At 68.2% G+C, this 25841-nt stretch carries 21 protein-coding genes and 1 pseudogene; 15 read left to right on the top strand and 7 right to left on the bottom strand.

Annotation, left to right across the window (positions count from 1 at the left end):
• Positions 1-307 precede the first annotated feature (307 nt).
• From AC3A3G_RS13330 to dnaQ, 6 genes and pseudogenes are all read left to right on the top strand, one after another.
• Complete coding sequence (locus tag AC3A3G_RS13330; RefSeq protein ID WP_200167230.1) at positions 308-1177, top strand: pyruvate, water dikinase regulatory protein; 870 nt, start codon at positions 308-310, stop codon at positions 1175-1177.
• A complete protein-coding gene (locus AC3A3G_RS13325; RefSeq protein WP_487488402.1) occupies positions 1174-1773 on the top strand; it encodes a Maf family protein in 600 nt (199 codons plus the stop codon). The genes AC3A3G_RS13330 and AC3A3G_RS13325 overlap by 4 nt, the downstream gene beginning before the upstream one ends.
• Positions 1770-2609 (top strand): shikimate dehydrogenase family protein, encoded by an 840-nt coding sequence (locus AC3A3G_RS13320; protein ID WP_487488401.1) that lies wholly within the window; start codon positions 1770-1772, stop codon positions 2607-2609. Before AC3A3G_RS13325 ends, AC3A3G_RS13320 begins: the two co-directional genes overlap by 4 nt.
• Positions 2606-3193, top strand: a pseudogene (coaE, locus tag AC3A3G_RS13315) (dephospho-CoA kinase); the annotation flags it as partial. The gene AC3A3G_RS13320 and the pseudogene coaE, both read left to right, overlap by 4 nt.
• Positions 3173-4009, top strand: a complete 837-nt coding sequence (locus AC3A3G_RS13310; protein ID WP_487488482.1) for an aminoglycoside phosphotransferase family protein — start codon at positions 3173-3175, stop codon at positions 4007-4009. The pseudogene coaE and the gene AC3A3G_RS13310, both read left to right, overlap by 21 nt.
• 38 nt (positions 4010-4047) lie before the next feature.
• Positions 4048-4773 carry a DNA polymerase III subunit epsilon gene (gene dnaQ, locus AC3A3G_RS13305; RefSeq protein ID WP_200167223.1) on the top strand — a complete coding sequence of 242 codons (726 nt, stop codon included), beginning with the start codon at positions 4048-4050 and terminating at the stop codon, positions 4771-4773.
• Here the strand turns inward: dnaQ and AC3A3G_RS13300 are convergent.
• A complete protein-coding gene (locus tag AC3A3G_RS13300; protein WP_200167222.1) occupies positions 4731-5072 on the bottom strand; it encodes a putative quinol monooxygenase in 342 nt (113 codons plus the stop codon). The two genes, dnaQ and AC3A3G_RS13300, sit on opposite strands and share 43 nt — an antisense overlap.
• A 106-nt stretch (positions 5073-5178) precedes the next feature.
• Positions 5179-5706: a protein-export chaperone SecB gene (secB, locus tag AC3A3G_RS13295; protein ID WP_125900792.1), complete on the bottom strand. Its 528-nt coding sequence runs from the start codon at positions 5704-5706 to the stop codon at positions 5179-5181.
• 253 nt (positions 5707-5959) lie between these two features.
• Between secB and timA the strand changes: the two genes are divergently transcribed.
• Genes timA through AC3A3G_RS13280 form a run of 3 tightly spaced genes read left to right on the top strand, consistent with a single transcriptional unit; the run spans position 5960 to position 9506 of the window.
• Positions 5960-6577: a TIM44-related membrane protein TimA gene (gene timA / locus AC3A3G_RS13290; RefSeq protein ID WP_487488481.1), complete on the top strand. Its 618-nt coding sequence runs from the start codon at positions 5960-5962 to the stop codon at positions 6575-6577.
• Positions 6577-7719, top strand: coding sequence for an MltA domain-containing protein (locus AC3A3G_RS13285; protein ID WP_487488400.1), 1143 nt, complete (start codon positions 6577-6579; stop codon positions 7717-7719). Before timA ends, AC3A3G_RS13285 begins: the two co-directional genes overlap by 1 nt.
• A 56-nt stretch (positions 7720-7775) precedes the next feature.
• The gene (locus tag AC3A3G_RS13280; RefSeq protein ID WP_487488399.1) at positions 7776-9506 is read left to right on the top strand and encodes an amidohydrolase; all 1731 of its coding nucleotides are present in this window, start codon (positions 7776-7778) and stop codon (positions 9504-9506) included.
• Positions 9507-9510: 4 nt separating this feature from the next.
• On the opposite strand, the gene AC3A3G_RS13275 is transcribed toward AC3A3G_RS13280, so the two are convergent.
• Complete coding sequence (locus AC3A3G_RS13275) at positions 9511-11025, bottom strand: helicase HerA-like domain-containing protein (protein WP_125900794.1); 1515 nt, start codon at positions 11023-11025, stop codon at positions 9511-9513.
• Between the two features lie 116 nt (positions 11026-11141).
• Here AC3A3G_RS13275 and AC3A3G_RS13270 point away from each other — a divergent pair, with 116 nt between their 5' ends.
• From AC3A3G_RS13270 to AC3A3G_RS13255, 4 genes are all read left to right on the top strand, one after another.
• Positions 11142-12299, top strand: coding sequence for an AI-2E family transporter (locus AC3A3G_RS13270; RefSeq protein ID WP_200167218.1), 1158 nt, complete (start codon positions 11142-11144; stop codon positions 12297-12299).
• A gap of 424 nt (positions 12300-12723) precedes the next feature.
• Complete coding sequence (locus AC3A3G_RS13265) at positions 12724-17586, top strand: NAD-glutamate dehydrogenase (protein ID WP_487488398.1); 4863 nt, start codon at positions 12724-12726, stop codon at positions 17584-17586.
• A gap of 263 nt (positions 17587-17849) precedes the next feature.
• Positions 17850-18317: a universal stress protein gene (locus AC3A3G_RS13260; protein ID WP_125900797.1), complete on the top strand. Its 468-nt coding sequence runs from the start codon at positions 17850-17852 to the stop codon at positions 18315-18317.
• A gap of 5 nt (positions 18318-18322) precedes the next feature.
• Positions 18323-19627 (top strand): PQQ-dependent sugar dehydrogenase, encoded by a 1305-nt coding sequence (locus tag AC3A3G_RS13255; RefSeq protein WP_487488397.1) that lies wholly within the window; start codon positions 18323-18325, stop codon positions 19625-19627.
• Positions 19628-19648: 21 nt separating this feature from the next.
• On the opposite strand, the gene AC3A3G_RS13250 is transcribed toward AC3A3G_RS13255, so the two are convergent.
• Positions 19649-20878: an argininosuccinate synthase gene (locus tag AC3A3G_RS13250; protein ID WP_200167214.1), complete on the bottom strand. Its 1230-nt coding sequence runs from the start codon at positions 20876-20878 to the stop codon at positions 19649-19651.
• Between the two features lie 192 nt (positions 20879-21070).
• Positions 21071-22270: a methionine adenosyltransferase gene (gene metK, locus AC3A3G_RS13245; protein WP_234287889.1), complete on the bottom strand. Its 1200-nt coding sequence runs from the start codon at positions 22268-22270 to the stop codon at positions 21071-21073.
• 195 nt (positions 22271-22465) lie between these two features.
• Between metK and AC3A3G_RS13240 the strand changes: the two genes are divergently transcribed.
• Together AC3A3G_RS13240 and AC3A3G_RS13235 are read left to right on the top strand one after the other, a co-directional pair.
• Positions 22466-22690 (top strand): oxidoreductase, encoded by a 225-nt coding sequence (locus tag AC3A3G_RS13240; RefSeq protein WP_200167210.1) that lies wholly within the window; start codon positions 22466-22468, stop codon positions 22688-22690.
• A gap of 411 nt (positions 22691-23101) precedes the next feature.
• Positions 23102-23689 (top strand): plasmid pRiA4b ORF-3 family protein, encoded by a 588-nt coding sequence (locus tag AC3A3G_RS13235; protein ID WP_487488396.1) that lies wholly within the window; start codon positions 23102-23104, stop codon positions 23687-23689.
• 119 nt (positions 23690-23808) lie between these two features.
• On the opposite strand, the gene AC3A3G_RS13230 is transcribed toward AC3A3G_RS13235, so the two are convergent.
• Positions 23809-24963, bottom strand: coding sequence for a site-specific integrase (locus AC3A3G_RS13230; protein WP_487488395.1), 1155 nt, complete (start codon positions 24961-24963; stop codon positions 23809-23811).
• A gap of 314 nt (positions 24964-25277) precedes the next feature.
• On the bottom strand, positions 25278-25841 hold a 564-nt coding region (locus AC3A3G_RS13225), incomplete at its 5' end, for a hypothetical protein (RefSeq protein ID WP_487488394.1).

The following is a 25841-nucleotide window of genomic DNA, read 5'->3' as shown; positions in this document are numbered from 1 at the left end:
GTGTGAGTCATGGGGATAAGCCGTGAAACGCCCGTCAGACTCTGGCTTGCCTCTGGGCGCCGTTGTGGGTGAATCCGCGGGCGCCGTTGTTGGACAAAATGTCCTGCCCCCAGCACGGGATGAATCCTCGGCGCCCAGGCGGACGACTCCGGCGCCGATCACCACAACGGCGCCCGCGATCCCCGCTCGCGACCGGCGGCCAGGCTTGCTAGAGGATTCGGCGCCCGGTCTTTCACGAACGGCGCCCCGGCTTTTCAACAGGGCGCAGGGATGATCCGACCGCCGCCCAGAAGGAGACGCCGTCCTCATGAGCCCCGCCCGCCCGATCGGCGCTTCGCGCCTGGCCACCTATTTTCATATCCACCTGGTGTCGGACTCGACCGGCGAGACGCTGAACGCCATGGCCAAGGCGGTGATCGCGCGTTTTGACCGCGTCATTCCAATCGAGCATATCTACGCCCTGGTGCGTTCTCCCAAACAGATGGAACGGGTGCTGGAAGAGGTGGCGGCTGCGCCGGGCGTGGTTCTGCACACCCTGGTGGATCGGGAATTGCGTGAACAGCTTGAAGAAGGCTGCCGTCGCTTGCAGACACCGCAGATCGGGGCGCTGGACCCATTGGTCGGGGCTCTGTCTCGCTATCTGGGTGCGGACGTCTCGGCTAAGGTCGGCGCCCAGCACGCGCTCGACACGGGGTATTTCAACCGCATCGGCGCGCTGGACTACGCCATTGCTCATGATGACGGCCAGGGCGCGCTGGATCAGCTGGAGCTGGCGGACGTGGTGTTGTGCGGGGTCAGCCGGACCTCCAAGACCCCGACCTGCATCTATCTGGCGCACCGGGGCATTCGCGCGGCGAACGTGCCTCTGGTCCCGGGTCAGGAGGACGGCGAACGGTTGACGGCGCTGAAAAATCCTCTCGTGGTGGGGCTGACGGTTTCACCTGATCGTCTGGTTCAGATCCGTCGCAACCGCCTGGACGGGCTGAATGCGGGACATGCCTCTGAGTACGTTGATCATGACGCTGTGCGTGAAGAGACGATCAAGGCGCGCCGCGCCTTTGAACGGCGCGGCTGGCCGACCATCGACGTAACCCGCCGCTCGGTCGAAGAGACGGCGGCGGCCATCATCAACCTGCTGAGCGAGCGGCGCAGCCGCAAGCTGGGAGCCCCGATGTGACGACGACCGACGGCGAACGCCTGATCCTGGCCTCCAAGAGCGCCGCGCGCCGCGCTATGCTGACCGACGCCGGCGTGCCCTTCGCCGTCCAGGTCGCCGACGTGGATGAGGACGCCCTGAAGACGCCGGGCGTCGACCCGGTCGAGCTGGCGGTCGAACTGGCGCGGGCCAAGGCGCTGGCGGTGTCGCGCCATGACGCTGACGCCTGGGTGCTGGGCGCGGACCAGACCCTGTCGTTCGAGGGGGGGCTGGTGTCCAAGGCGCCGACGCTTCAGGCCGCGCGCGAACGCCTGAGCGCCATGCGCGGCCGCACGCACCAACTGCATTCCGGCGCCGCCCTGGCCCGCAACGGCCAGGTGGTCTGGTCCGGCGTGGACACGGTCGAGATGAAGGTGCGCGATTTTTCCGACGCCTTCCTCGACGCCTATCTGGCGGCGGAGGGCGAGGCCTTGCTGGCCTGCGTCGGCTCTTATCGGCTGGAGGGGCTGGGCTCGCAGCTGTTCGAGGCGGTCGAGGGCGACTACTTCACCGTTCTGGGCCTGCCGCTGTGGCCTGTTCTGGCCGAACTGCGGCGCGCGGGCGTGATCGCGTCATGAGCGGAACGCCAGTCGGCCGCATCACGGGCGCCACCCTGCTGGGCGGGATCGTCGGCAATCCGGTCAGCCATTCGCTCAGCCCGGTGATCCATAACGCCTGGCTGGAGGCCGGCGGGATCGACGGCGCCTACGTCGCCTTTGCGCCCAAGGATGCGGCGGGGTTTGAGGCTCTGGTCGCGGCGGGGCGCGCGGGGCTGGTCGCGGGCCTCAACGTCACGGCGCCGTTCAAGGAGCAGGCCTTCGCCCTGGCGGATGAGGCTGCGGCGGCGGCGCAGATGACGGGATCGGCCAACATCCTGGTCTTCGAGGACGGCCGGGTGCGGGCCGACAGCGCCGACGGCGCGGGTGTGCTCTACGCCCTGGCCGAACAGGCGCCGAAGCTGAAGCTGAACGGCGCCTCCGTCGTCATGCTGGGCGCGGGGGGCGCGGCGCGGGCGGGCGCGGGCGCCCTGATCGAGGCGGGCGCGGCCCTGTCCATTCTCAACCGCACGCGGGAACGGGCCGAGGCCCTGGCCGCCGATCTCGGTCCGGCGGTGTCGGTGGCCCCCGACGCGGGCGTTCTGGAAGGCGCCGATCTGGTCATCAACGCCCTGAGCGTCGCGCCGGATGTTTCGCTGGCGGCGCTGAAGCCTTCGGCCGTGGTCATGGACATGACCTATAAGCCCGTGGTCACGCCCCTGCTGGCGGCGGCCCGCGCGCGAGGGCTGACGACGGTGGACGGGCTGGCCATGCTGATCGGCCAGGCGGCGCCGTCGTTCGAGGCCATCTTCCGCCGCCCGCCGCCGCCGCTGGACCTGCGCGCCCTGCTGCTGAGCCATCTGGGAGAGACGGCGTGATCGTCCTGGGCCTGACCGGCTCGATCGGCATGGGCAAGTCGACGACCGCCCAGATGTTCGCCGACGAAGGCGCCGTGGTGTGGGACGCCGACGCCGCCGTTCACCGCCTCTACGGCCCCGGCGGCGCGGCGGTCGCGCCGCTGGCGCAGGCCTTTCCCGGCGTAGTCGTGGACGGCGCGGTCGACCGGCCGCGCCTGGCCGAGGCCCTGGGCCGCGACGAGGACGCTTTTCAGCGGCTGGAGGCCATCGTCCACCCCTTGGTGGCGGCTGACCGCGCCGAGGCGCTGAAGGCGGCGGCGGAAGGCGGGGCGCGTCTGGCGGTGGTCGACATCCCCCTGTTGTTCGAGACGGGCGGCGACGCCTTCGTCGACGCCGTGGCGGTGGTCACGGCCGACGCCGAGATTCAGGCCCAGCGCGTCCTGGCCCGCCCCGGCATGACGCGCGAGCGGTTCGACGCCATCCTGGCGCGCCAGACGCCGGACGCGGAAAAGCGCGCCCGCGCCGACTTCCTGATCGATACCGGACATGGTCTGGAGGCGGCGCGTGATCAGGTGCGGGCGGTCGTGGCGAAGGTTCTCGAACCGGATTGGAAGCCCGCGCCGCCGTCCGCCTGGGGCCTGGGCCGTCTGAGCCTGTTGGCCGAGGGCGTGGGCGGAACGGCCTGGCGGGCCGTCGCGCCCGACGGCCGCACCAGCGTGGTCAAGCGCCTGAGCCCGCAGGCGGCGCCGGATGCGCCTCATGCCCTGGCCTGGCTGCGTTGGCGCGACGGGTCGGGCGCGATCCGTCTGCTGGGCGCCCAGGGCCCCTGGCAGTGGCTGGAGGACGCCGGCGATCACATGCTGGCCGCCGTGCTGGAGACGGAGGGCGATGAGGCCGCGACCCGCATCGCCGCCGACGTGCTGAGGGCGCTCCATGGGCCTTCGGATCGTCCGGCCGAGGGCCTTCAGACCATGACGGACCGCTTCGCCGCCCTGAGGCTTGAGGCGACGAGACGGGGCGGTCTGTTCGATGAGGCGGCGATTATGGCGGCGGGCCTGATGGCCGAGGGGACGCCGATCCGGCCGCTGCACGGCGACCTTCATCACGACAACATCCTGCACGGCCCGCGCGGCTGGCTGGCGATCGACCCGCATGGCGTTCTGGGCGATCCGGCCTATGACGCGGCCAATCTGCTCTATAATCCCTTGGAGCGGCAGGATCTCCGGACCGATCCCGCACGGGCGCGGCGGCTGGCCGAAACCTTGGGGCCGGCGGTCGGGCGGCCCGCCCAGGCGGTCATGGCCTGGGGCTTCTGCCACGCCTGCCTCTCCGCCGCCTGGCATCTGGAGGACGAGAACCACGAGGAGGCGCAGCGCAGCCTGGCGGTCGCGCGGGCGATCCGTCGCGCCCTGGAGGGTTGAACCCTTTCGCTTAAGGCCGAACCCCGGCATTAAGGGGCATGGCCCGCGAAATCGTTCTCGACACTGAAACCACCGGCTTCGACCCCAAGACGGGCGACCGGCTGATCGAAGTGGGCTGTATCGAGATCGAGGATCTGCTGCCGACGGGGCGAACCTTTCACCGCTTCATCAACCCTGAGCGGCTGATCCCGCCGGACGCCATCAAGGTGCACGGCATCACCGACGACAAGGTGAAGGACGCGCCCAAGTTTCATGAGGTCGTCGATGACCTGATGGAGTTTCTAGGCGATGCGCCCCTGATCGCGCACAACGCCAACTTCGACCGCAACTTCATCGATTTCGAGATCGGCCGCATCGGCCGCAAGCCGCCGCCGCAGGACCGCTGGATCGACACCCTGGCCCTGGCCCAGAAGCGGTTTCCGGGCATGGCCAACTCGCTGGACGCCCTGTGCAAACGCTACAAGATCAGCCTGGTCGAGCGCACCTTGCACGGCGCCCTGATCGACGCCCGTCTGCTGGCCGAGGTCTATCTGGAGTTGCGCGGCGGCAAGGAACGCGCGCTCGACCTGACCTCGACGCGCGGCGGCGCGGCCGAAACGGCGGAGCGGGTCGCCTACGGCGCCCGGCCGCGTCCCCTGCCCTCTTTCGTCACGGCCGAGGAAGAGGCCGCCCACCTGGCCTTCCTCAAGGCGACGATCAAGGACTTCAGCCTGTGGGCGGGCTACGGCGTGACGGTCACGACCGAGGCTGAAGAAGCCGCCTGATCGGGCGCGTCCGTCGGGACGGGGCTCATCAATATGTAGGTTCCGGGTCGGGCCTGGTGCGCGTCGATCTGGGGGACCAGGCGCCGGAAATGCTCGCTGGCGCAGTGGGCGTCGAGCGCGGCCTGGTCAGGCCATTCCTCGATGAAGATGAAATGGCCGGGCTGTTTGCGATCCTCGAACAGGTCATAGGCGCGGCACAAGGGCTCCCGCCGCGTCAGCCGCACCAGTTCGGCATAGAGGGGCCGCACCGCCTCGACATGCTCGGGTTTGATGAAGTCCTCGGCGATGACCTTGAGCATGGGCCCTCCTGCGCAAGAAAAAGGGGCGCCCGACCGGACGCCCCTTCTACATAAGATAGTCGCTCAAGCAGCGAGGCGCCGCGCGCCTCGCGTTAGCGACCCTTTATCATGCCTGGCCGGTTTCGGCCGGGGCGCCGGCGATCTGCTGCTGGCGGGCGACGTAGATGGCGGCGAAGTCGATGGGATCGACCATGAAGGGCGGATAGAAGCCGCCGTCAGAGGTCGCCTGGGCGATGACCTGGCGCGCGAAGGGGAAGAGGTAGCGCGGGCACTCGATCAGCAGCAGGGGCTCGATGTCCTGGGGCTGGACGCCTTGCAGGGCGAACAGGCCGCCGTAGAGCAGTTCCACGTGAAACACCGGCGACTGATCGTCGGCCGTGGCCTTGATCGACAGCTTCAGATCGACTTCGAACAGACCGTCGGGACGGCCCTGGGCGTTCATCTCGACGCCCATGTCGATGGCGGGCTTGCCGTCGATGCGCAGGCTGTCCGGGGCCTTGGGGTTCTCGAACGACAGGTCGCGGACGTACTGGGCTAGGATGCGGAAGCCGGGGCCTTGTGGCTGGCCGCCCTGCGGCTGGGCTTGGTCGGGCGTCTGGCCGTTGGCGTCGGCGGGCGGCGTGGCGTCGGTCATGAGTCTGAAAACCGTCTTATAGGAATGAGGCGTCCCGCTCCCCCTGGAGGCGGGTCTGAGGGGGCGGCGGTAGCATGGCGAGACCCTGTGTCGCAACGTCGAGACCCGCGTTCGCCTCTCGCTTCGCCTTGCGCCCGCCCGGATCGACCCCTAATCACGTTGTATGAGCTGCCCTTTCGCCTTTGGGGAGAAACCCGAGGCGCTTCCCTGTCGGGAAGATGAGGCCTGACCAGTCGAGGAACCCACCGTGCCGGTGACCTTTCAGATCGTGATCTTCGCCGTCATCGCGGCGGTGCTGTTGTTCCAACTCTATAATGTGCTGGGCAAGAAGGTCGGCCGTCAGCCCGAGGACAATCCCAAGCCCGTCCCGGTTCCCGCAGCCCCTGCCGGCGCGCCTGAAGCCGTGCGCGGCCCCGTTGTCGACCCCGCGCTGACGGCCGCCATCGCAGGCTTGAAGGCGCGCGAGCCGAACTTCGACCCGCACCGCTTCCTGGAAGGCGCGCGCCAGGCCTATGAGACCATCGTCCGCGCCTACGCCAAGGGCGACCGCGACGCCTTGCGTCCGCTGCTGACCGACAAGGTCATGGGCTCGTTCGAGGCCGGCATTGCGGCGCGCGAGGCGCGCGGCGACGCCGAGAGCGTCGAACTGGTCCACGCCCCACGCGCCGATCTGGAGCTGGCCACGACCGAGGGCGACCGCGCCCTGGCCAAGGTGCGCTTCCTGGCCGAGGTGCGCGGCTCGGTCACGCCTTCGGGCGGCGAGACCGTCACCGAAGAGCGCCGCACGGCCGAGATCTGGACCTTCGAGCGCCGCCTGGGCGCCTCGGACCCCAACTGGGCCCTGACCCGCGTCGAGCCGGCGACCGCCTGATGATCGCACGGTCCGCGCCCCTCGATCAGACGGGCGCGGCCCGTCTCCTTACGGCTCCGCTTGGGCGACTGGGCGGTCTGTCCGGCGTTCTGGCCCTGACCCTGCTGGCGGCGGCCTGCGCCTCGACGCCGCGCCCGGTTCCGCCGACGCCTGATCCTGTCCCCCTGCCGCCGCCGGTGTCGCCGCCGGTTCCGCCGGCCGCCGGAGATCTCAGCCTGGCCGCCCTGCCCGGCTGGGCCGAGGAAGACCACCTGGCGGCCCTACGCGCCTACGCCGCCGGTTGCGGCCCGTCGCGCATCGCCATTGAGACCTGCCGCGACGCCCGCGCCCTGGCCGCCCGCGCCAATCCCAGCGACGCCCGCGCCTTTCTGGAAAGCCGTTTCACCGCCGCCGAGGTGCGCACCGACGACGGCGGGCGCGGCCTGTTGACCGCCTATTTCGCGCCCGAGTATCCGGCCCGCCGCGTTCCGGACGCCGAGTTCGACGCCCCGGTCTTGAGCCGCCCGACCAATCTGTCCAGCGTCGGCGATCGCGCCGCCATCGAGGCGGGCTCGGCCCAGTCCTCGGCCCTGGCCTGGATGAAGGCGGAGGATCTGTTCTTCCTGCAGATCCAGGGCTCGGGAACCCTGACCTTCCCCGACGGCGCCCGCCTGCGCGCCGCCTACGCCGCCGACAACGGGGCCAAGTTCGTCGGCATCGCCCGACCGATGACCGAGGAAGGCCTCTTGCCCCGCGACGGCACGTCGGGCGAAGCCATTCGCGGCTGGCTGGCTTCGCATCGCGGACCCGAGGCGCGCCGGGTGATGGCGCTGAACCCGCGCTACATCTTCTTCACCACCAGCCCTGACGACGGCAATGAGGCGACGGGCGCGGCGGGCGTGCCCCTGCCCGCACGACGCTCGGTGGCGGTCGATCCGTCACGCTGGACCTATGGCGAAGCGGCCTGGATCGAGGCGGACGGCGGCAATCTGCGCGGCGCTCGCGCCAGCTATCGCGGCCTGGTCATGACGCTGGACACCGGCTCGGCTATTCGCGGCCCGGTGCGCGCCGACCTCTACATCGGCCGGGGCGACGCGGCGGGGCATGAGGCGGGCGCCGTGCGCCACCCCTTGCGCATGTGGCGGCTGATCCCGCGCGGCTAGGAACCGCGCGACGTCGCAAAAGGTTGCTACGGTGAAGCCGTCGCCGGGAGGACGCCATGACACGCACCCTTGCCTATCCGATGGATCGCCGCCTGTTCATGGCCGGGGTCGCCGTCGGCGGCCTGACGGCGAGCGGGGCGGCCCAGGCCCAAGCGGCGGCGACGACCGTCTTTCACGGCGGTCCGATCCGCACCATGGACGATGCGCAGCCGTCGGCCGAGGCCGTGGCGGTGCGCGGGCAGACCATCCTGGCGGTCGGCGCCCTGGACGCGGTGCGGGCGGCGGCGGGACGAGGCGCGCGCCTGGTCGACCTTGACGGCCGGACCCTGTTGCCGGGCTTTTTCGATCCGCATGGGCACGTCTCCATGGTCGGGTTGCAGGCGCGCTACGCCAACCTCCTGCCTGCGCCGGACGGCGAAGGGAACGACATCGCCGCCCTGCAGCGGATCACGCGCGACTGGATGAACCGTCATGAGGCGCTGGTGCGCGACACCGGCCTGATCATCGGCTTCGGCTATGACGACTCCCAGCTGAAGGAGCGGCGGCACCCCACGCGGGACGAACTGGACGCCATATCCGACGTCGTGCCGGTGCTGTTCCTGCATCAGTCGAGCCATCTGGGCGCGGCCAACGGCGCGGCCCTGGCGGCGGCGGGGATCGGGGCGGACACGGCCGACCCGGACGGCGGGGTGATCCGACGCAAGGACGGCTCGCGCGAGCCGAACGGCGTGCTGGAGGAAACCGCCCTGTTCGCCGTCATGGGCGCCCTGTTCACCCGCCTGGACGCCGAAGCCAACCGTCAGATGATCGTCGAGGGCGCGCGCTACTACGCCCGCTTCGGCTACACCACGGCCCAGGACGGACGGTCGTCCACCGACACCTGCCGCATGATCGCGGGCCTGGCCGAGGCAGGCGCCCTGCCCATCGACATCCTGTCGTTTCCCGACATCCTGACCTCGACCGACGTCATGGCCACGCCGCTGTATCGGCGGAACTATGAGGGGCGCTATCGTATCGGCGGGGTCAAACTGACGCTGGACGGCTCGCCCCAGGCCAAGACCGCCTGGCTGTCCCAGCCCTATTTCGTCCCGCCCGAGGGCCAGCCCGCCTCCTGGCGCGGCTATCCGGCGGTGACGGAGCAGCAGGCCCTGAACGCCCTGGACCTGGCCTTCGCCAACGACTGGCAGATCGAAGTTCACGCCAACGGTGACGCCGCCATCGACCTGATGATCGCCGCCGTGCGCGAGGCGAGCCGCAAGCACGCCGTCCGCGACCGCCGCCCGGTGCTGATCCACGGCCAGACGACGCGGATGGACCAGCTGGACGAGCTGAAGGCCCTGGGGATCGTCCCCTCCCTCTTCCCCATGCACACCTTCTACTGGGGCGACTGGCACCGGGATTCCGTGCTGGGACCGCGCCGGGCGGAGTTGATCTCGCCCTGCGGTTCGGCCTGGCGGCGCGGGATGCACTTCACCAGCCACCACGACGCCCCGGTGGCCAATCCCGACGCCATGAGGGTTCTGTCGGCCACGGTCACGCGCCGCACCCGCTCGGGCGACATTCTGGGGCCGGATGAGCGCGTGCCGGTCGATGTCGCGCTGAAGGCCATGACCCTGTGGGCCGCCTGGCAGCATTATGAGGACGACCGCAAGGGCTCGCTCACGGCCGGCAAGCTGGCGGACATGATCCTGCTGGATGCGGACCCCATGACCGTCGATCCCGACCGCCTGGCCGGGATCAAGGTCACGGACGTCTATAAGGACGGCCGCCCGGTCGAGTTGGGCTGAAGCCCTAGCGCTTCTTCAGACTGCCCAGCACGCCGCGCAGCAGTTCGCGGGTGATGGTCGAGCCGGCGGTGCGCAGCACCGACTTGGTCAGGGCCTCCATCGGCGTCTGGCGGCTGGAGGTCCGTGCGCGCGGCGCCGCGCGTTCGCGGGCGGGCGCCGGGGCCGAACGCGCCGCCTTTTCCGCCGCCTTGGCTTCGGCGGCGGCAGTGGCGGTCTCGGCTTCGATGCGGTCGGCCTGGGCGCGGCGGGCCTTCAGCACCTCTTCGGCCGACTCGCGGTTGACCGCCGTGTCATAGACGCCGCGCACCGGGCTGGCGGCCAGCGTCGCGGCGCGCTCGGCCTCGGTCGCCGGGCCGAGGCGCGAATCCGGCGGACGGATCTTGGTCTGGGCCACCACGGTCGGCGCGCCCTTTTCATCGAGGGTGGAGACCAGGGCCTCGCCCACGCCCAGGGCCTGAATGGCCTCGGCGGTGTCGAAGGCGGGATTGGTGCGGAAGCTCTGGGCGGCGGCGCGCAGGCCCTTCTGCTCGGCGGGGGTATAGGCGCGCAGCGCGTGTTGCACCCGGTTGCCCAGCTGGGCCAGGACGCTGTCGGGGATGTCGGCCGGGTTCTGGGTGACGAAATAGACGCCGACGCCCTTGGAGCGGATCAGGCGCACCACCTGCTCGACCTTTTCCAGCAGGCCCTTGGGCGCGTCGTTGAACAGCAGGTGCGCCTCGTCGAAGAAGAAGACCAGGCGCGGCTTCTCCGGGTCGCCGATCTCGGGCAGCTGCTCGAACAGCTCGGACAGCAGCCACAGCAGGAAGGCGGCGTACAGGCGCGGGCTGTTCATCAGCCGCGTGGCGTCCAGCACGTTCACCTGGCCCCGGCCGTCGAGCGCCGTCCGCATCATGTCCTCCAGACGCAGGGCCGGTTCGCCGAAGAAGGCCTTGCCGCCCTGCTGTTCGAGCTGGAGCAGGGCGCGCTGGATGGCGGCGATGGAGGTTGGCGAGACGTTGCCGACCTCGCGGCCGATGGTCTGGGCGTTCTCGCCGACATAGGCCAGCAGGGCGCGCAGATCCTCAAGGTCCAGCAGCAGCAGGCCTTCCTTGTCGGCGACGTGGAAGGCGACGGTCAGCACCCCCTCCTGCACGTCGTTCAGCTCCAACATCCGCGCCAGAAGCACGGGACCGACGTCGGACACGGTGGCGCGGATCGGGTGGCCCTTCTGACCGTACAGATCCCAGAAGACGACCGGGGCCGACTTGCCGTTCAGCGTCAGGCCCATCTTGCCCGCGCGCTCGGCGAACTTTTCGACTCCGCCGTCCTGGCTGACGCCGGACAGGTCGCCCTTCACATCGGCGCAGAAGACGGGGACGCCCGCTTCGGAAAAGCCCTGGGCCATGATCTGCAGGGTCACGGTCTTGCCCGTGCCGGTGGCGCCGGCGACGACGCCGTGGCGGTTGGCCCGATTCAGCAGCAGCCGCTCGGGCGCGCCCTCGAAGGACTGGCCGAGAAACAGGGCGGGGGCGTCGGTCATGAAGAGGGTCTCCTGCGTACTGTTCCATGCTTAATCGACCGGGCCGTCGCCGCAAGGCGGAACCTCGGCGGTTTACAGCGATTGACGCCGTTCCCGGTCACGACGACAGTTCCGCCATGAAGCTTCCGATCACCGTCAGTCACTCCTCCCCGGCCACGAATGCGGTGGTGCTGATCGCCGTCGTGGCGGCGGGGGCGGCGCTCTACTGGCTCAGGGACATTCTGACGCCCCTGGCCATGGCCCTGTTCCTGATGATCATGATCGACGGAGTGAAGCGCGCCCTTGAGCGGCGCACGCCGATTCCGCCGCGTTTCGCCGGGGCGGCGGCCCTGATCCTGGTGGTGCTGGGCTTCCTGGCCTCGATCTGGATCATCGTCGACGGGGCGGCCGGCTTCTTCACCGACGCCTCGGGCGTGGCGGGCAGCATCGGCCCGCGCATCGATCAGATCAGCCGTGACGTCTCGGCCCTGGTCGGGGTCAGCGATCCGCCGACCCTGCACGACATGATCGCCGGCATTGACGTGCGCGGCTGGCTGACCAGCGCGGCCTTCCAGGTGCAGGGCGCGGCCACCGGCGCCTTCTTCGTCATGATCTACCTGGGCTTCCTGCTGGCGTCGCAGGCGGGCTTCCGCAAGAAGATGGTCGGCATGTTCCCGGAACGCGGCCCGCGCCAGGAGGCGCTGGAGGTGTTCGAGCGCGTGCGCGGCGGGGTTGAGGGCTATCTGTGGGTCCAGGCCGTGACCGGGGCCATGATCTGCGCCGTGGCCTGGGTGCTGATGCGGGCGGTCGGGCTTCAGAACGCCGAGTTCTGGACCTTCGTCATCTTCATCGTCGGCTTTATTCCGGTGCTGGGCGGCGCCGTCGCGGGCTGCGCCCCGCCCCTGTTCGCCCTGGTCCAGTTCGAAAGCTACTGGCCCGCCCTGATCCTGTTCGTCGGTCTTCAGACCCTGCTGTTTCTGGTGGGTAACCTGGTCCAGCCGCGGATGCAGGGCGACAATCAGAACATCGACCCCATCGTCGTCCTTCTGGCCCTGGCCTTCTGGGGCAAGCTGTGGGGCGTGGCGGGGATGTTCCTGTCGACCCCGCTGGCGGTGATGGCCATGGCCATCCTGGCCGAGTTCAAGGGCTCGCGCTGGATCGCCGTGCTGTTGTCCGGCGACGGCGAGCCCTATGCGCAGAAGCGCGGCAGGGAATCGGAAAAGGAGGGCGGATCTTCCTGGCTCGGACGGATTCTTGGCCGCGACGTCCCGCCGCAGGACGAAAGCCGGAAATAATCCTTCAATTGTCCTTGAATGGCCGTAATCGTCGCCTATCTCATCCTCACACGACGCGGCCCTCCCCTCCCCCTCCCGGGCCGCGGCGTCTGAGGCCGGCGCTTCCCCTCCCCCTCCTAAGCGCCGGACCGAGCAGGCCGTCGGACATCGTTCGACGGCCTTGTTCGTTTCAGGGGACTGTCTCACAGCACATTGCTGAGGCTGCTTCCGTCCGATCACGGCGGAATTGGGGCTTTTCCTGCTCGACTTGACGGTGCTGGAGATACAAACGGTCCACAACTGGGCCCGTTGCGCCACATGCTGCGGTGCACACTGAAATTCCCTGTCTTTCGGGGCGTCGGCGGCCTAGCCGTTCTCGCCGGGGACGCTAAGGTGCGGCTGTTTTCCCCAGCGGTTTTCCACCGCGCCGTTCGAGACCTGAGTCATGTCCGCTGCTTCGCGCATCGTTCCCGCCGTTCCCGCCGACCTGGGAGCGCTGGAGGCGGCCTACGCGCGGATTGCGGCGCCGCCGGGCGCGGCGGAGAAGACCCTGCTGGCTCAGGCCTTCGACGACTATTCGGCCGATGAGACGCCCGAACTGGGCGGCGACGACCTGGCGGTCCTGCTGGCGGGGGCCTGGCGCGGCGCCGAGGCCCGCAAGGCGGGCGAGCCCGCCCGCATCACCGTCGGCCCCCTGGCCGACGCCGCCGGCGTCAACACCGGCTATGATCAGATTCTGATCCTGCAGGACGACGGCCCCTTCCTGGTCGACAGCGTCCTGGGCGAGCTGGCCGAGGCCGGCGTCACCGTCCGCGCCCTGTTCCACCCGATCGTCGAGGTCGAGGCCGGCCGTCGCGACTCCCTGATCATCGTCGTCATCGACCACCTGCCGCAGGAGCGCCGCGACGCCCTGGGCGAGGGCCTGGCTCAGGCCATGGCCGACGTGCGCGTCGCCGTGCGCGACCACGGCGCCATGGTCCAGACCATGCGCGACGCCGTCCAGCGTCTTGAAGCCGCCCCGCCGAAGGGCGTCGATCCCGAGGTGCTGAAGGAGAACCTCGAGTTCCTGCGCTGGGCCAAGAGCGATCACTTCGTCTTCCTGGGCGCGCGCGACTACGACTATCCGCGCGACGCTTCGGGTTCGTATGAGGCCGAGGCGCCCCTGAACCAGTCCAGCGACGGCCTGGGCGTGCTCAGCGATCCCGAGCGCCGCGTCCTGCGCCGCGCCTCCGAGCCCGCCGTCCTGACCGCCGCCATGCAGCGCCAGCTGGACGAGAGCGATCCGGTCACCGTGGCGAAGGCCAACATGCGCTCGCGCGTGCATCGCCGCGCCTACATGGACTACGTCGGGATCAAGCGCTACGACGCCGACGGCAAGGCGACCGGCGAGACCCGCTTCGTCGGCCTGTTCACCGCCGAAGCCTACGACAAGATGGCCAAGGAAGTGCCGCTGATCCGGCGCAAGGTCGCCAATGCGCTGGAACGCGCCGGCAAGACGCCGGGCAGCCACAACCACAAGCGCCTGAAGAACATCCTCGAGAACTATCCCCGCGACGAGCTGTTCCAGATCGGCGAAGACGAGCTGCTGGATACGGCGCTGGGCATTCTGCATCTGTACGACCGTCCGCGCATCCGCTTGTTCACGCGCCGTGATCCGTTCGACCGCTTCGTCTCGGTGCTGTGCTTCATACCGCGCGAGCGCTTCGACGCGGGCCTGCGCCAGCGCATCGGCGGCATCCTGGCCCAGGCCTGGGGCGGTCGCGTCTCGGCCTGGTATCCGCAGCTGACCGATCAGCCGCTGACCCGCGTCCACTACATCATCGGCGTGACGCCCGGCGATCACCCGACCCCGGACCTGCAGGCTCTGGAGGCCGAGGTGGCCGAGGCCGGCCGCAGCTGGATCGATCGCTTCGAGCGCGCCTTGCGCCTGGCCGGGGTCGATGAAGCCGCCGTCGGCCCGACCAGCGCTCGCTGGGCCGACGGCTTCGGCGTGGCCTTCCGCGCCCGCTATGACGCGGCCGAGGCCGTGGCCGACCTGGAGCAGTTCGACCGTCTGAACGACGGCTCGGCCGCCGACGGCGTCAACGCCGAGCCGGTGGCGGTGCGCGCCTTCCGCACGGCCGACGAGACCAATCTGCAGTTCCGCTTCAAGCTGTATCGCCGCGGTTCGGCCGTGCCGCTGTCGGACGTCCTGCCGATCCTGGCCGACATGGGCCTGAAGACGCTCGAGGAATCCGACCACGTCGTGCGCACGATCGGCCAGGAGCCGATCTACATCCACGACTTCCTGCTGGAAGACCCGCGCGGCGCCGACCTGGTGTTCGCCGACCTCAAGACCCCGTTCGAAGAGGCCTTCAAGGCCGTGTGGAACGGCCGCACCGAGAGCGACGGCTTCAACCGCCTGGTGCTCGAGCTGGGCGTCGACTGGCGCGAGGCGGCCCTGATCCGCACCCTGGCCCGCTATCGCCAGCAGACGGGCCTGGACCCGTCGCAGTCGGTGCAGGAAGCCGCCCTGCGCGAGTACCCCGACGCAGCGCGCGCCATCCTGTCGCTGTTCAAGGCCAAGTTCGACCCGGCGCACGGTGGTTCGGTCGCCGAGCGTGAGGCGGCCGTGGCCGAACTGGACGCCAAGATCGAAACCCTGCTGCAGGACGTGAAGAGCCTGGATCACGACCGGGCCCTGCGCCGCATCGCGGCCCTGATCGACGGGATCAAGCGCACCAACTTCTATCAGGTCGACGCCGAGGGCACGCCCAAGGCCCATATCTCGATCAAGATCGCCGGTCAGGAACTGGCCGACCTGCCCCTGCCCAAGCCTTTCCGCGAAATCTTCGTCTGGGCGCCGCACATCGAGGGCTCGCACCTGCGCTTCGGCCCGGTGGCGCGCGGGGGCCTGCGCTGGTCGGACCGTCGCGACGACTTCCGCACCGAGGTTCTGGGTCTGGTGAAGGCCCAGCAGGTCAAGAACTCGGTCATCGTGCCGGTCGGCTCCAAGGGCGGCTTCTATCCCAAGCAGCTGCCGGTCGGCGGCACGCGCGAGGAGACCCAGGCCGAGGCCATCCGCGCCTACAAGACCTTCCTGTCCGGCATGCTGGACATCACCGACAACATTGTCGGCGACGGCGCCCCGGTGCGTCCGACCAATGTCGTGGCCTGGGAGGGCGACGACCCCTATCTGGTCGTGGCCGCCGACAAGGGCACGGCGACCTTCTCGGACATCGCCAACGGCGTGAGCCAGTCCTACGGCTTCTGGCTGGACGACGCTTTCGCGAGCGGCGGCTCGGCCGGCTATGACCACAAGGAAATGGGCATCACCGCGCGCGGCGCCTGGGAAGCGGTCAAGCGCCACTTCCGCGAGATGGGCAAGGACATCCAGAGCGAGCCCTTCACCGTGGTCGGCGTCGGCGACATGTCCGGCGATGTCTTCGGCAACGGCATGCTGCTGTCCAAGGCGATCAAGGTGGTGGCCGCCTTCGATCACCGCGACATCTTCATCGATCCGAACCCGGACGTGGCGAAGTCGTGGGCCGAGCGCAAGCGCCTGTTCGAGACGCCGCGCACCAGCTGGCAGGACTATGACAAGAGCCTGATCTCCGAAGGCGGCGGCGTCTTCTCGCGCTCGGCCAAGTCGATCGCCCTGACGCCGCAGATCAAGGTGCTGCTGGACATCGAGGCCGACAGCGTCGATCCGGTCACCCTGATGCAGGCCATCCTCAAGGCCCGCGCCGAGCTGCTCTACTTCGGCGGCATCGGCACCTACATCAAGGGCGCCGGCGAGACCAACCTGCAGGTCGGCGACAAGGCCAACGACGCCATCCGCATCAACGGCGGCGAGATCCGTGCGCAGGTCGTCGGCGAAGGCGCCAACCTGGGCGCGACCCAGCTCGGCCGGATCGAAGCCGCCCGCGCGGGCGTGCGTCTGAACACCGACGCCATCGACAACTCGGCCGGCGTGGACTCATCGGACCACGAGGTGAACATCAAGATTCTGACCGGCGGCGCCATCGCCTCGGGCCATCTGAAGGCCGAGGATCGCAACGCCCTGCTCAAGTCGATGACCGACGAGGTCGCGGACAAGGTGCTGGCCCACAACTACGACCAGACCCTGGCCCTGACCCTGCAACAGGCCGAAGGCGCGGCCGCGCTGGACGCTCAGCAGGCCTTCATGCAGCACCTGTCGTCGATCGGTAAGCTGAACCGGGCGGTCGAATACCTGCCCGACGACGCCCGCATCGCCGAGATGAAGCTGCAAGGCCAGGCCCTGACCCGGCCGGAGCTGGCGGTCCTGACCGCCTATTCCAAGCTCGAGCTGTTCGACGAGATCGTCGGCTCGACGGCGCCGGACGACGCCTTCTTCGAACGCCTGCTGCTGGAGTACTTCCCGGCGCCGCTGGCCCAGTTCGAAGAGGACATGAAGGGGCACCGCCTGCGCCGCGACATCATCGCCACCGTGCTGTCGAACGAGATCGTCAACATGGCCGGGCCGACCTTCCCCGACCGCCTGCGCGCGGCGGCGGAATGCGACACCGCCGCCATGGTCACGGCTTTTGAGACCGCCCGCCACGTCTTCCGCCTCGACGAGGCCTGGAAGGCGGTGTCGGCCCTGGACCTGAAGATCCCGGCCGAGGCCCAGACGGCCCTCTATCAGGAGATCGCCCTGGTCCTGCGTCGCCAGACCTTCTGGCTGGCGCGCCGCGCGGCCCGCACCGAGACGACGGTCGGCGGCATGATCGCCGCCTATCAGCCCGCCGCCGACGCCCTGCGCGCCGCCGGCCCGGAAGTGCTGTCGCGCTATGAGCACGCTCGCTACGAAGGCCGGGTCCAGACCTTCATCGGTCTGGGCGCGCCGGAAGATCTGGCCCGCGACATCGCCATGTTGCGTCCGATGGTGGCCACGGCCGACATCGGCGACCTGTCGGGCGAACTGGGTTGGGACGCCCCGGCCATGGCCCGCGTCTATCACCAGGTCGGCGCCGCCTTCGACTTCGACCGCCTGCGCGTGGCGGCCGGGTCGGTGCCGTCCGGCGATCGCTTCGATCGCCTGGCCGTGCGTCGCCTGATCCAGGATCTGATGACCGAGCAGCAGCAGCTGACCCGCGCCGTGGCCAAGGCCTCGGCCCAGGCGGCGGGCGCCGGCGAGGACAGCGCCGAACAGGCGGTCGACGCCTGGATCGGCGCCCGCATGGATCAGGTGGAGGCCCTGCGCGCCTCGGTCGATGAGATCGAGACCTCGGGCTCCGGCTGGACCTTCGCCAAGCTGACCATCGCCAACGGCGAGATCCGCGAGGTGCTGGCTTCGGCTTCCTAAGCGAGGTGACGCCGGGCGTGAGCCCGGCGTCACGCGCTACGTTCGCGACGCGGTCGCTCACTGCTTGAGCGCTTTTAGTGCGCTATCGCTCGCCGCGCGGCGGTTCGCTGCTTGAGCGCATGAGGCGCTCGAACAGGAGCGGCTCGCGTCGGCGCCGCAATCAGGGCCCGTCCGTTTCGTCGTTTGGCGAGGCGGGCGGGCCTTGGCGTTTGGGGCGGGGTCGGTTTAGGTGGCCCCCTGCTGTTCAGCGAACCGGAGGGCCCATGCCCAGGAAGTTCCTCGTCGTCGTCGACGACACTCCCGAATTGGACGCCGCCCTGGCCTACGCCGCACGCCGCGCGCGTTCGACCGGGGGCCATGTGGTGCTGTTGCGCGCCCTGGTCGGCGGATCGGACGAGCACTGGTCCGGCGTCCGCGACGAAATCCGTCGCCAACAGCGCGAGGAGGCCGAGGCTCTGCTGGCCCGGCTGGGGGAAAAAGTCGCCGAGACGTCCGGCGCCCCGCCCGTCTATCTGATCGAGGAAGGCGATCCCCAGGCCGCCATCCGCAAGGCGGTCAGCGACGATCCCGACATCAAGATCCTGATCCTGGCCGCCGGCGCCAACGGGCGCGGCCCTGGCCCCCTGATTTCCGCCGTTTTGAAACACGGCGCCGGCTTCACCGGTCGAAAGCTGCCCGTCACAATCGTGCCCGGCGAACTGACGGAAGAAGAGATTCAGGATCTGGCCTGACCATCATGATGCTCCGTTTGATCGCCGCCGCTGTTCTTCTTTCGACAACGGCGTTCGCGCCGCATGCCCTGGCGCAGGCGGCGGTCCGGGCCTACGCCGTGCAGGGGGATTGCGACGGCCGTGCCGTTACAGCCGTACGCATGGCCGAGGGCTATTGCCTCGGTCTGGTGTGGCAGGGGGCGGGCCAGGACGGGCCGCGGATGCCGCGCGGTCTGATGCCGCTGGAGGGCGGCGACTGGCTGGTCACGGACCTGGGCGCCTGGGAGGCGGGCAAGGGGGCGGTGTGGCGGCTGTCGTTTGCGGCCGACGGCGCGGCGGCGCGCTGGCGGCGGCTGGCGAGCGGCCTTTCGATGCCGCACACGGTCAAGCGCGGGCCGGACGGGCGGATTTATGTGTCCGAGATGAACCGCATCCTGACGCTGGATCCCGACGCGGCCGATGCGCAGGCCAGCGTCCGCACCGTCATCGGCGACCTGCCGGACAACCGGCTGCACGACAACCGCCACCCGCTGTCCAGCTTCGTCTTCGACGGGAACGGCGACCTGCTGGTCAATGTCGGGGCGCCCAGCGACCGCTGTCTGGACGCGGCGGGCAAGCCGAAGACGGATGCGCGCGGGGCCTGCGTCGAGGACGCCGCGACGGCGCAGGTGCGGCGCCACGCCTATCTGGGGAACGGCCGCTGGGCGGAAGAAAGCACCGTCTTCGCCAGCGGGCTGCGCAACTCCATCGCCCTGGTGCGCCATGCGTCGGGAACGGTGCTTCAGGCCGAGAACTCGGTCGATCTGGACACGCCGAACCACCCCTATGACGAGGTGAACGTGCTGACCCAGGGGCGCCATTACGGCTGGCCCTATTGCGTCGATCTGGTGACGCCCCTGCCTGGCTGGCCGGCGCGTCAGGCGCGCTGCGGCGAGCGTGAGCGCCCAATCGCCCTTCTGCCGCCGCACGCGGCGCCGCTGGACCTGATCTATTACGACGGGGCGATGTTCCCTGAGCTGCAGGGGCGGCTGCTGATGACCTGGCACGGCTTCCGCCGCGCTGCCGGACGCATCGTGGCGGTCGAGACGGACGAGGCGGGCCGGCCTCTGACCGATATCGGCGGGCGCTACGCCATCTATCCGCGCGGCGCCCTGCCCTACCCCGCCGGCGCGCCCAGCGTGAACGGCAAGGTGCTGACGCCGGGCTGGGATAGGATCGCCGGCCGCCACCCGCGCGGCTCTCCCGTGACGATGGCGACGGCGCCGGACGGCTCCATCTGGGTCACGGATGACAGAAGCCGGGCGATCCTGAGAATCGCCCGGCCCCGGTAGGCTTGGGTTGTCAGGGGCGGCTTAGCCCTCGCGGCCGTCCCGCTTGGCCAGGACGCGCAGGCGCAGGGCGTTCAGCTTGATGAAGCCCTCGGCGTCCTTGTGGTCATAGGCCTGGACGCCTTCCTCGAAGGTCACCAGATCCTGATCGTACAGGCTGTTGGGGCTTTCGCGGCCGATGATGGTGACGTTGCCCTTGTAGAGTTTGACGCGGACCACGCCCGACACCTTTTGCTGGCTGTGGTCGATGGCGGCCTGCAGCATCTCGCGCTCGGGGCTGAACCAGAAGCCGTTGTAGATGAGCGAGGCGTATTTCGGCATCAGCTCGTCCTTCAGGTGCATGGCGCCGCGATCGAGCGTGATCGACTCCATGCCGCGGTGGGCGGCCAGCAGGATGGTCCCGCCGGGGGTCTCATAGACGCCGCGCGACTTCATGCCGATGAAGCGGTTCTCGACCATGTCCAGACGGCCGATCCCGTTGTCGTGGCCCAGCTGGTTCAGCTTGGTCAGCAGGGCGGCGGGCGACAGGGCCTCGCCGTCGATGGCGACCGGATCGCCCTTTTCATAGGCGATGGTGATGACGGTCGGCGTGTCGGGCGCGGCTTCGGGCGAGATGGTGCGCTGGTGCACGAACTCGGGCGCCTCGACGGCCGGGTCTTCCAGCACCTTGCCCTCGGACGAGGAGTGCAGAAGGTTGGCGTCGACCGAGAAGGGGGCCTCGCCGCGCTTGTCCTTGGAGATCGGGATCTGGTGCTTCTCGGCGAAGTCCAGCAGGGCCTCGCGGGACTTGAAGTCCCACTCGCGCCAGGGGGCGATGACGCGGATGTCGGGCTCCAGCGCATAATAGCCCAGCTCGAAGCGGACCTGGTCGTTGCCCTTGCCGGTTGCCCCGTGGCACACGGCGTCCGCGCCGACCATGCGCGCGATCTCGATCTGGCGCTTGGAGATCAGCGGGCGGGCGATCGAGGTGCCCAGCAGATACTGGCCCTCATAGACGGTGTTGGCGCGGAACATCGGGAAGACGAAGTCGCGCACGAACTCTTCGCGCAGGTCGTCGATGAAGATGTTCTCGGGCTTGATGCCCAGCTTCAGCGCCTTCTCCTTGGCGGGGGCGAGCTCTTCGCCCTGACCCAGGTCGGCGGTGAAGGTCACGACCTCGGCGCCGTATTCCTCCTGCAGCCACTTCAGGATGATCGACGTGTCCAGCCCGCCCGAATAGGCGAGGACGACTTTCTTGGGGGCGGGCTTGCTCATCGGTCGGTGAATCCTTTCAGGAGACGCAAGGGTCAGGGGACGCTTGGGGGAGGCGTTCGGCGCGCTTAAAGGACCAGACGCGCTGCGATGCAAGCGCGGGATTGGGACGCCGGTCCGCCAATGCGTCGAGGGCGCCGCGGACTGATCCGCGACGCCCCCGTTTCAGGTTGAATTTTCAACCGCTTAGAGGTCTCAGGCGGCCAGGGCCTTGAGGGCGTCGACCAGGTCGGTCTTTTCCCAGGAGAAGCCGCCGTCGGCGTCCGGCGTCCGGCCGAAATGGCCATAGGCGGCGGTGCGGCGATAGATGGGCTTGTTCAGGCCCAGGTGCTCGCGGATGGCGCGCGGCGAGGCGCCGCCGATCAGCTTGGGCAGTTCGGCCTCCAGCACCGCCTCATCGATCTTGCCCGTGCCGTGCAGGTCGACGTGGACCGACAGGGGCTTGGACACGCCGATGGCGTAGCTGATCTGGATGGTGCAGCGGTCGGCCAGGCCCGCCGCGACGACGTTCTTGGCCAGGTAGCGGCAGGCGTAGGCGGCCGAGCGGTCGACCTTGGTCGGATCCTTGCCCGAGAAGGCGCCGCCGCCGTGCGGGGCCGCGCCGCCGTAGGTGTCGACGATGATCTTGCGGCCGGTCAGGCCGGCGTCGCCGTCGGGCCCGCCGATGACGAAGGTGCCGGTCGGGTTGATGTGCCACTCGGTGTCGGCGGTGATGAAGCCCTGCGGCAGCACCTTCTCGACATAGGGCTTCACGATGGCGGCGACCTGATCCTGGCTCAGATTGGCCTTGTGCTGGGTCGAGACGACGATGGATGTCGCGCGCACCGGGCGGCCGTTTTCGTAGTGCAGCGTCACCTGGCTCTTGGCGTCGGGCTCCAGGCCTGGCTCGGTCCCGGCGTGACGGGCGTCGGCCAGGGCCTTCAGGATGTTGTGGCTGTATTGCAGGGTGGCCGGCATCAGCTCGGGCGTCTCGTTCGAGGCGTAGCCGAACATGATGCCCTGGTCGCCCGCGCCCTCGTCCTTGTCTTCGCCGGCGTCGACGCCCTGGGCGATGTGGGCCGACTGCGGGTGCAGGTTGTTCTCGAAGCGGAAGGTCTTCCAGTGGAAGCCGTCCTGCTCATAGCCGATGTCGCGCACCACGCCGCGCGCGGTCTCTTCGATCTCCTGTTCGACGCCGGGCGCCCAGTTGCCTTCCGTGTCCATGATGCCCTTGCCGCGAATCTCGCCCGCCAGAACCACCAGATTGGTCGTCGTCAGGGTTTCACAGGCCACCCGCGCCTCGGGATCCTTGGATAGGAACAGGTCGACAATGGCGTCGGAAATCTGATCCGCAACCTTGTCGGGATGGCCTTCCGAGACGCTCTCGGAGGTGAAGAGGAACGACGAACGGGCCAAGGCAGGCTCCTGGGTGACGATAAGGCCGCCAGACATATAAAGATATGCTTATACGTGCAAGGCGGCTTCTGTCGTGGGCGCGACCTCTCAGTCGAGCATCCTTGATGCGACTTCTCCAAAGCGTCGCATTTTCAAGCGCCTGCCTGTCATCAATCTTGGGCAAGGGGACGGCGACTGAAGGTCGGGAGCGCGCCCATGGACGTCTTCTATTGTCTGATCCACACGCCCGAGGCGATCACGCCCGAGCTGTGCGTCCTGCCCGGCGCCACCGAGGTCGAGGCCGTGCGGGGCGTGGCCGAAGTCGCGCGCGACTGGCCGCGTCTGGAGCGCATCGACCTCTATCGCGGCAACCACGAGGTCCGCAGCTTCGCCCCATCCGACTTTGCCCTGAGCCGACCGCTCCGCGCCCTGGCGGCTTGACGCCCGGTGAGCGTGCGGATGCCGCCGCCCGAGGCGTGGGTGTGTTTTGAAGGGCGAAAGGAGGAGTGGTGCCGCTTAGGTGACTCGAACACCTGACCCCCTCATTACGAATTTCTTGGCAGGAAAGCCGTGAAACCCTGCCGTAGTAAGGATTTGAGCGCCATTGGGGTGTCGTGAAAACAGGGCTTCCCACCGACTTCCCAGATTGGGCTTAGGGGGTGATCCGACCGTTTCCTAATTTACGATCGTTAGCTCAGTCCGACGCGGAAATTCGACCTGCGCCATACCTGCAGGCGGGGTCGTTGAGCCAAGCGTGTTCGCTGCCTTCGGTCCCAGACACAGCCACCGCCTCACCTGGGTGGCAGATAGAAGCCCAGTGATCTTGGCGAAGCACCGCCTTAAGCTTCCATTATGACCAACGCTCCTGCAATCGCCGTCGTCCATGTAAGCCTTGATGGCGTCCAGCCCGCGATCTGGCGGCGTTTCGCCACGCCCGTGACCACGACTCTCAAAGGGCTACACGACCTCATCCAGGCGGGTATGGGCTGGCAGGATTACCACCTGTGGCAGTTCGACTCCCATCAGCGTCGCTATGGGGTGCCGGACGCGGAATACATTACGGACCCGCCGACATTCCGGGCGTCCGGCGTCAAGCTCGCCGACCTGATCGCGCGCGATGAAGCCGCCCTGACCTACACCTATGACTTCGGCGACAACTGGCATCACGCAGTCCGGATCGAAGGAGTCGAGCCAGCCCGAGCCGACCTGACTTATCCAGCTTTCATCGAAGGGATCGGACGCTGCCCACCCGAGGACGTCGGTGGAACGCCCGGCTTCGAGGAATTCCTAGAGGCGGTTGGTCGCCCGCAACATCCCGAACACCGAAACGTGCTGGATTTGTATGGCGGCCCATTCGACCCCCAGGACATCAATCGGCAGATGATCGAGCTTCGCTTTGCCCAGATCGCCAGACGGCGCGCTCGCTCAATGGCTCGATGACGCCTGGCTGTGGGCGAGGGTTGAGCGGGGCGTTCAAGCTCAAGCCTGTATCCGACCAAAAAAAATAGCGCCCCACCCGCACCCCGACGTGATGTCAGGATGCGGGTGAAGCGCGCGGGTCAGAAGGCGGCTTGTTTTAGCGCACCGGCTTCGACAGCCTTGAGTAGAGTATCATTCGCCAAATGCGAGTAACGTTGAGTGGACTGATAGCTGGCGTGACCTAAAACTTTACCGACGGCGAATAAATCCACCCCACTGTTGACCATGTTACTAGCTGCGCTGTGGCGTAGATCGTGAAGTCGAAGTCCTGGAAGCTTTGCTTCTTTGATAGCATTCTGCCAACTGTGCTTGATCGACACGAACGGAAGGCGGGTTTCCGGGTTCGGCACCAACCATGGACACCCCTTGAAGCGGGGCAGCTTCTCGATGATCGCCACAGCTGGCGTGGATAGCGGGACGTAGCGCGACTTGCCGGTCTTGCTGGTCGGGATGAACCAGGACCTACGCGCCACGTCCACATTCTCCCACTTGGCCTCCAGCAGTTCTCGCAGCCGCGCCCCGGTCAGGAGGAGCAGGCCGACGATGTGCTGAAGCTGGGTGTTCTGAGACGCCGCCACCGCCGCCTTCAGCCGAACCGTGTCCTCCGGCGTGAGGAAGCGTTCGCGGCTGTTGTTAAGGGGCTTTCTCGGGATGCCCCGTGTCGGGTTCCTTTCCGTGCCTGGTATGTCCCAACTGGCCCCCAGGACGAAGGATCGGCCCAGGATCACCCGCATCTTCTCGACCGAGGCCGGAGCCAGACCGCCGACACGCTTCTCGTTCAACCACTGGCCGACCGACTGGCTGGTTATGTCGGTGAGACGGGTCTTTCCCCACTTCGGGACGATGTGGATCCGCATGCACGACTCCAGATCGTGGTAAGATTTGAGGTGGAGCTTGGCGAAGGCCAGATGCTTCTCGGCCAACTCTCCATAGAGGGGGATTGACCTAGCCAGCGCTTTCTTCGCGCCGGGGTCACCGCCCATCACCACCTCCGACCGCAGTTCCTGGGCCTTCTTTCGGGCTGCGGCACAGGTTACGTCCTCGACACCACCGATCTTGTGCTGCCGTTGTCGTCCGCTCACGTCGTTGTAGCGGAGGTAGTAGGTACCTTTGCCGCTGACGCGGCGTTCGAGGATGAAGCCGGGGATGTGGGTGTCGTACCAATCGGTCTTCTTCTTGCCGACTTCGCAACCGGCGTTGGCGACGAAGGCTTGAGTCAGATGTGCCTTGGGCATGGGTGATTTTCCTTGTGGTGAGTTGGGGTCAGACGAGTGCCATCACGCGGTGCCGAAGGGGGCGCAGCGGGAGGCGGCTTGCGGTGGAGGGGGAAGTCTGGAGCGGGGCGGACCCGCATTTGCCCCAGGGTGACCCGTCTGGGCGGGGGTTGGGACGGGGCGATGGCCGGGCTATGTGATGCCCGGAGCGGGGCTCAGGGGCTCGCGTTTCGGAGCGCACCGGACGAGCGCGGCACCGAAATCAAAGGGGGAAAGAGGGGCCCCTCTTCTCCTCTTTAGAATGCGCCCGTCGCGGGGCATTGGGTCAGCGAGGGCTACTCCTCATCCGTCAGGACACGCCAAGATTTGCGCTCGGTGCTGTCTCCATCTTCGATCCGAAGACCGTTCACTCGAGCGCCACGGTGGTCCTTCAGATAATGGCCTAACTTGTTCGGGTTAATGCCGTCGCGATCGGTGATGGGGAGTTCGTGAAGTATTTCGAGAAGCTGCGGCTTAGTGCGCGCTTCAGCCATGACTTCCCGCGTGGTCATGGATTCATCACTATAGAGCTTTCGCCACAGCTTTAAGAACACGTCCAGAGACTCGTTGTCGGTATTGTCCTTGACCTGTTTGATCAGGCTTCCAGCAGGATCCGGCTCGCCCAGCCAGATGAGCGGCTCACGACAAAGCCTCGACCAATCATCGAAGGAGCCGATCGCTGTGAGAGAGTCGTCACGCTTGCCGTGAAGCAGGAACGCCTGAATGATGGTCAGGGCCAAGCCTACGTACGCAGCCCTATGTTTCGCGATCTGCTTGTGCGGCTGACGTGCTCCCTTCCTGATCCCCCGATTTGAGTGAGAGTCCGTTTCATCAAGGAGACGGACGTGAAGAAAAGCAGG

This window comes from Brevundimonas sp. Soil_N_31 (assembly GCF_057655995.1).
This window is presented reverse-complemented; position numbering and strand designations above follow the sequence as displayed.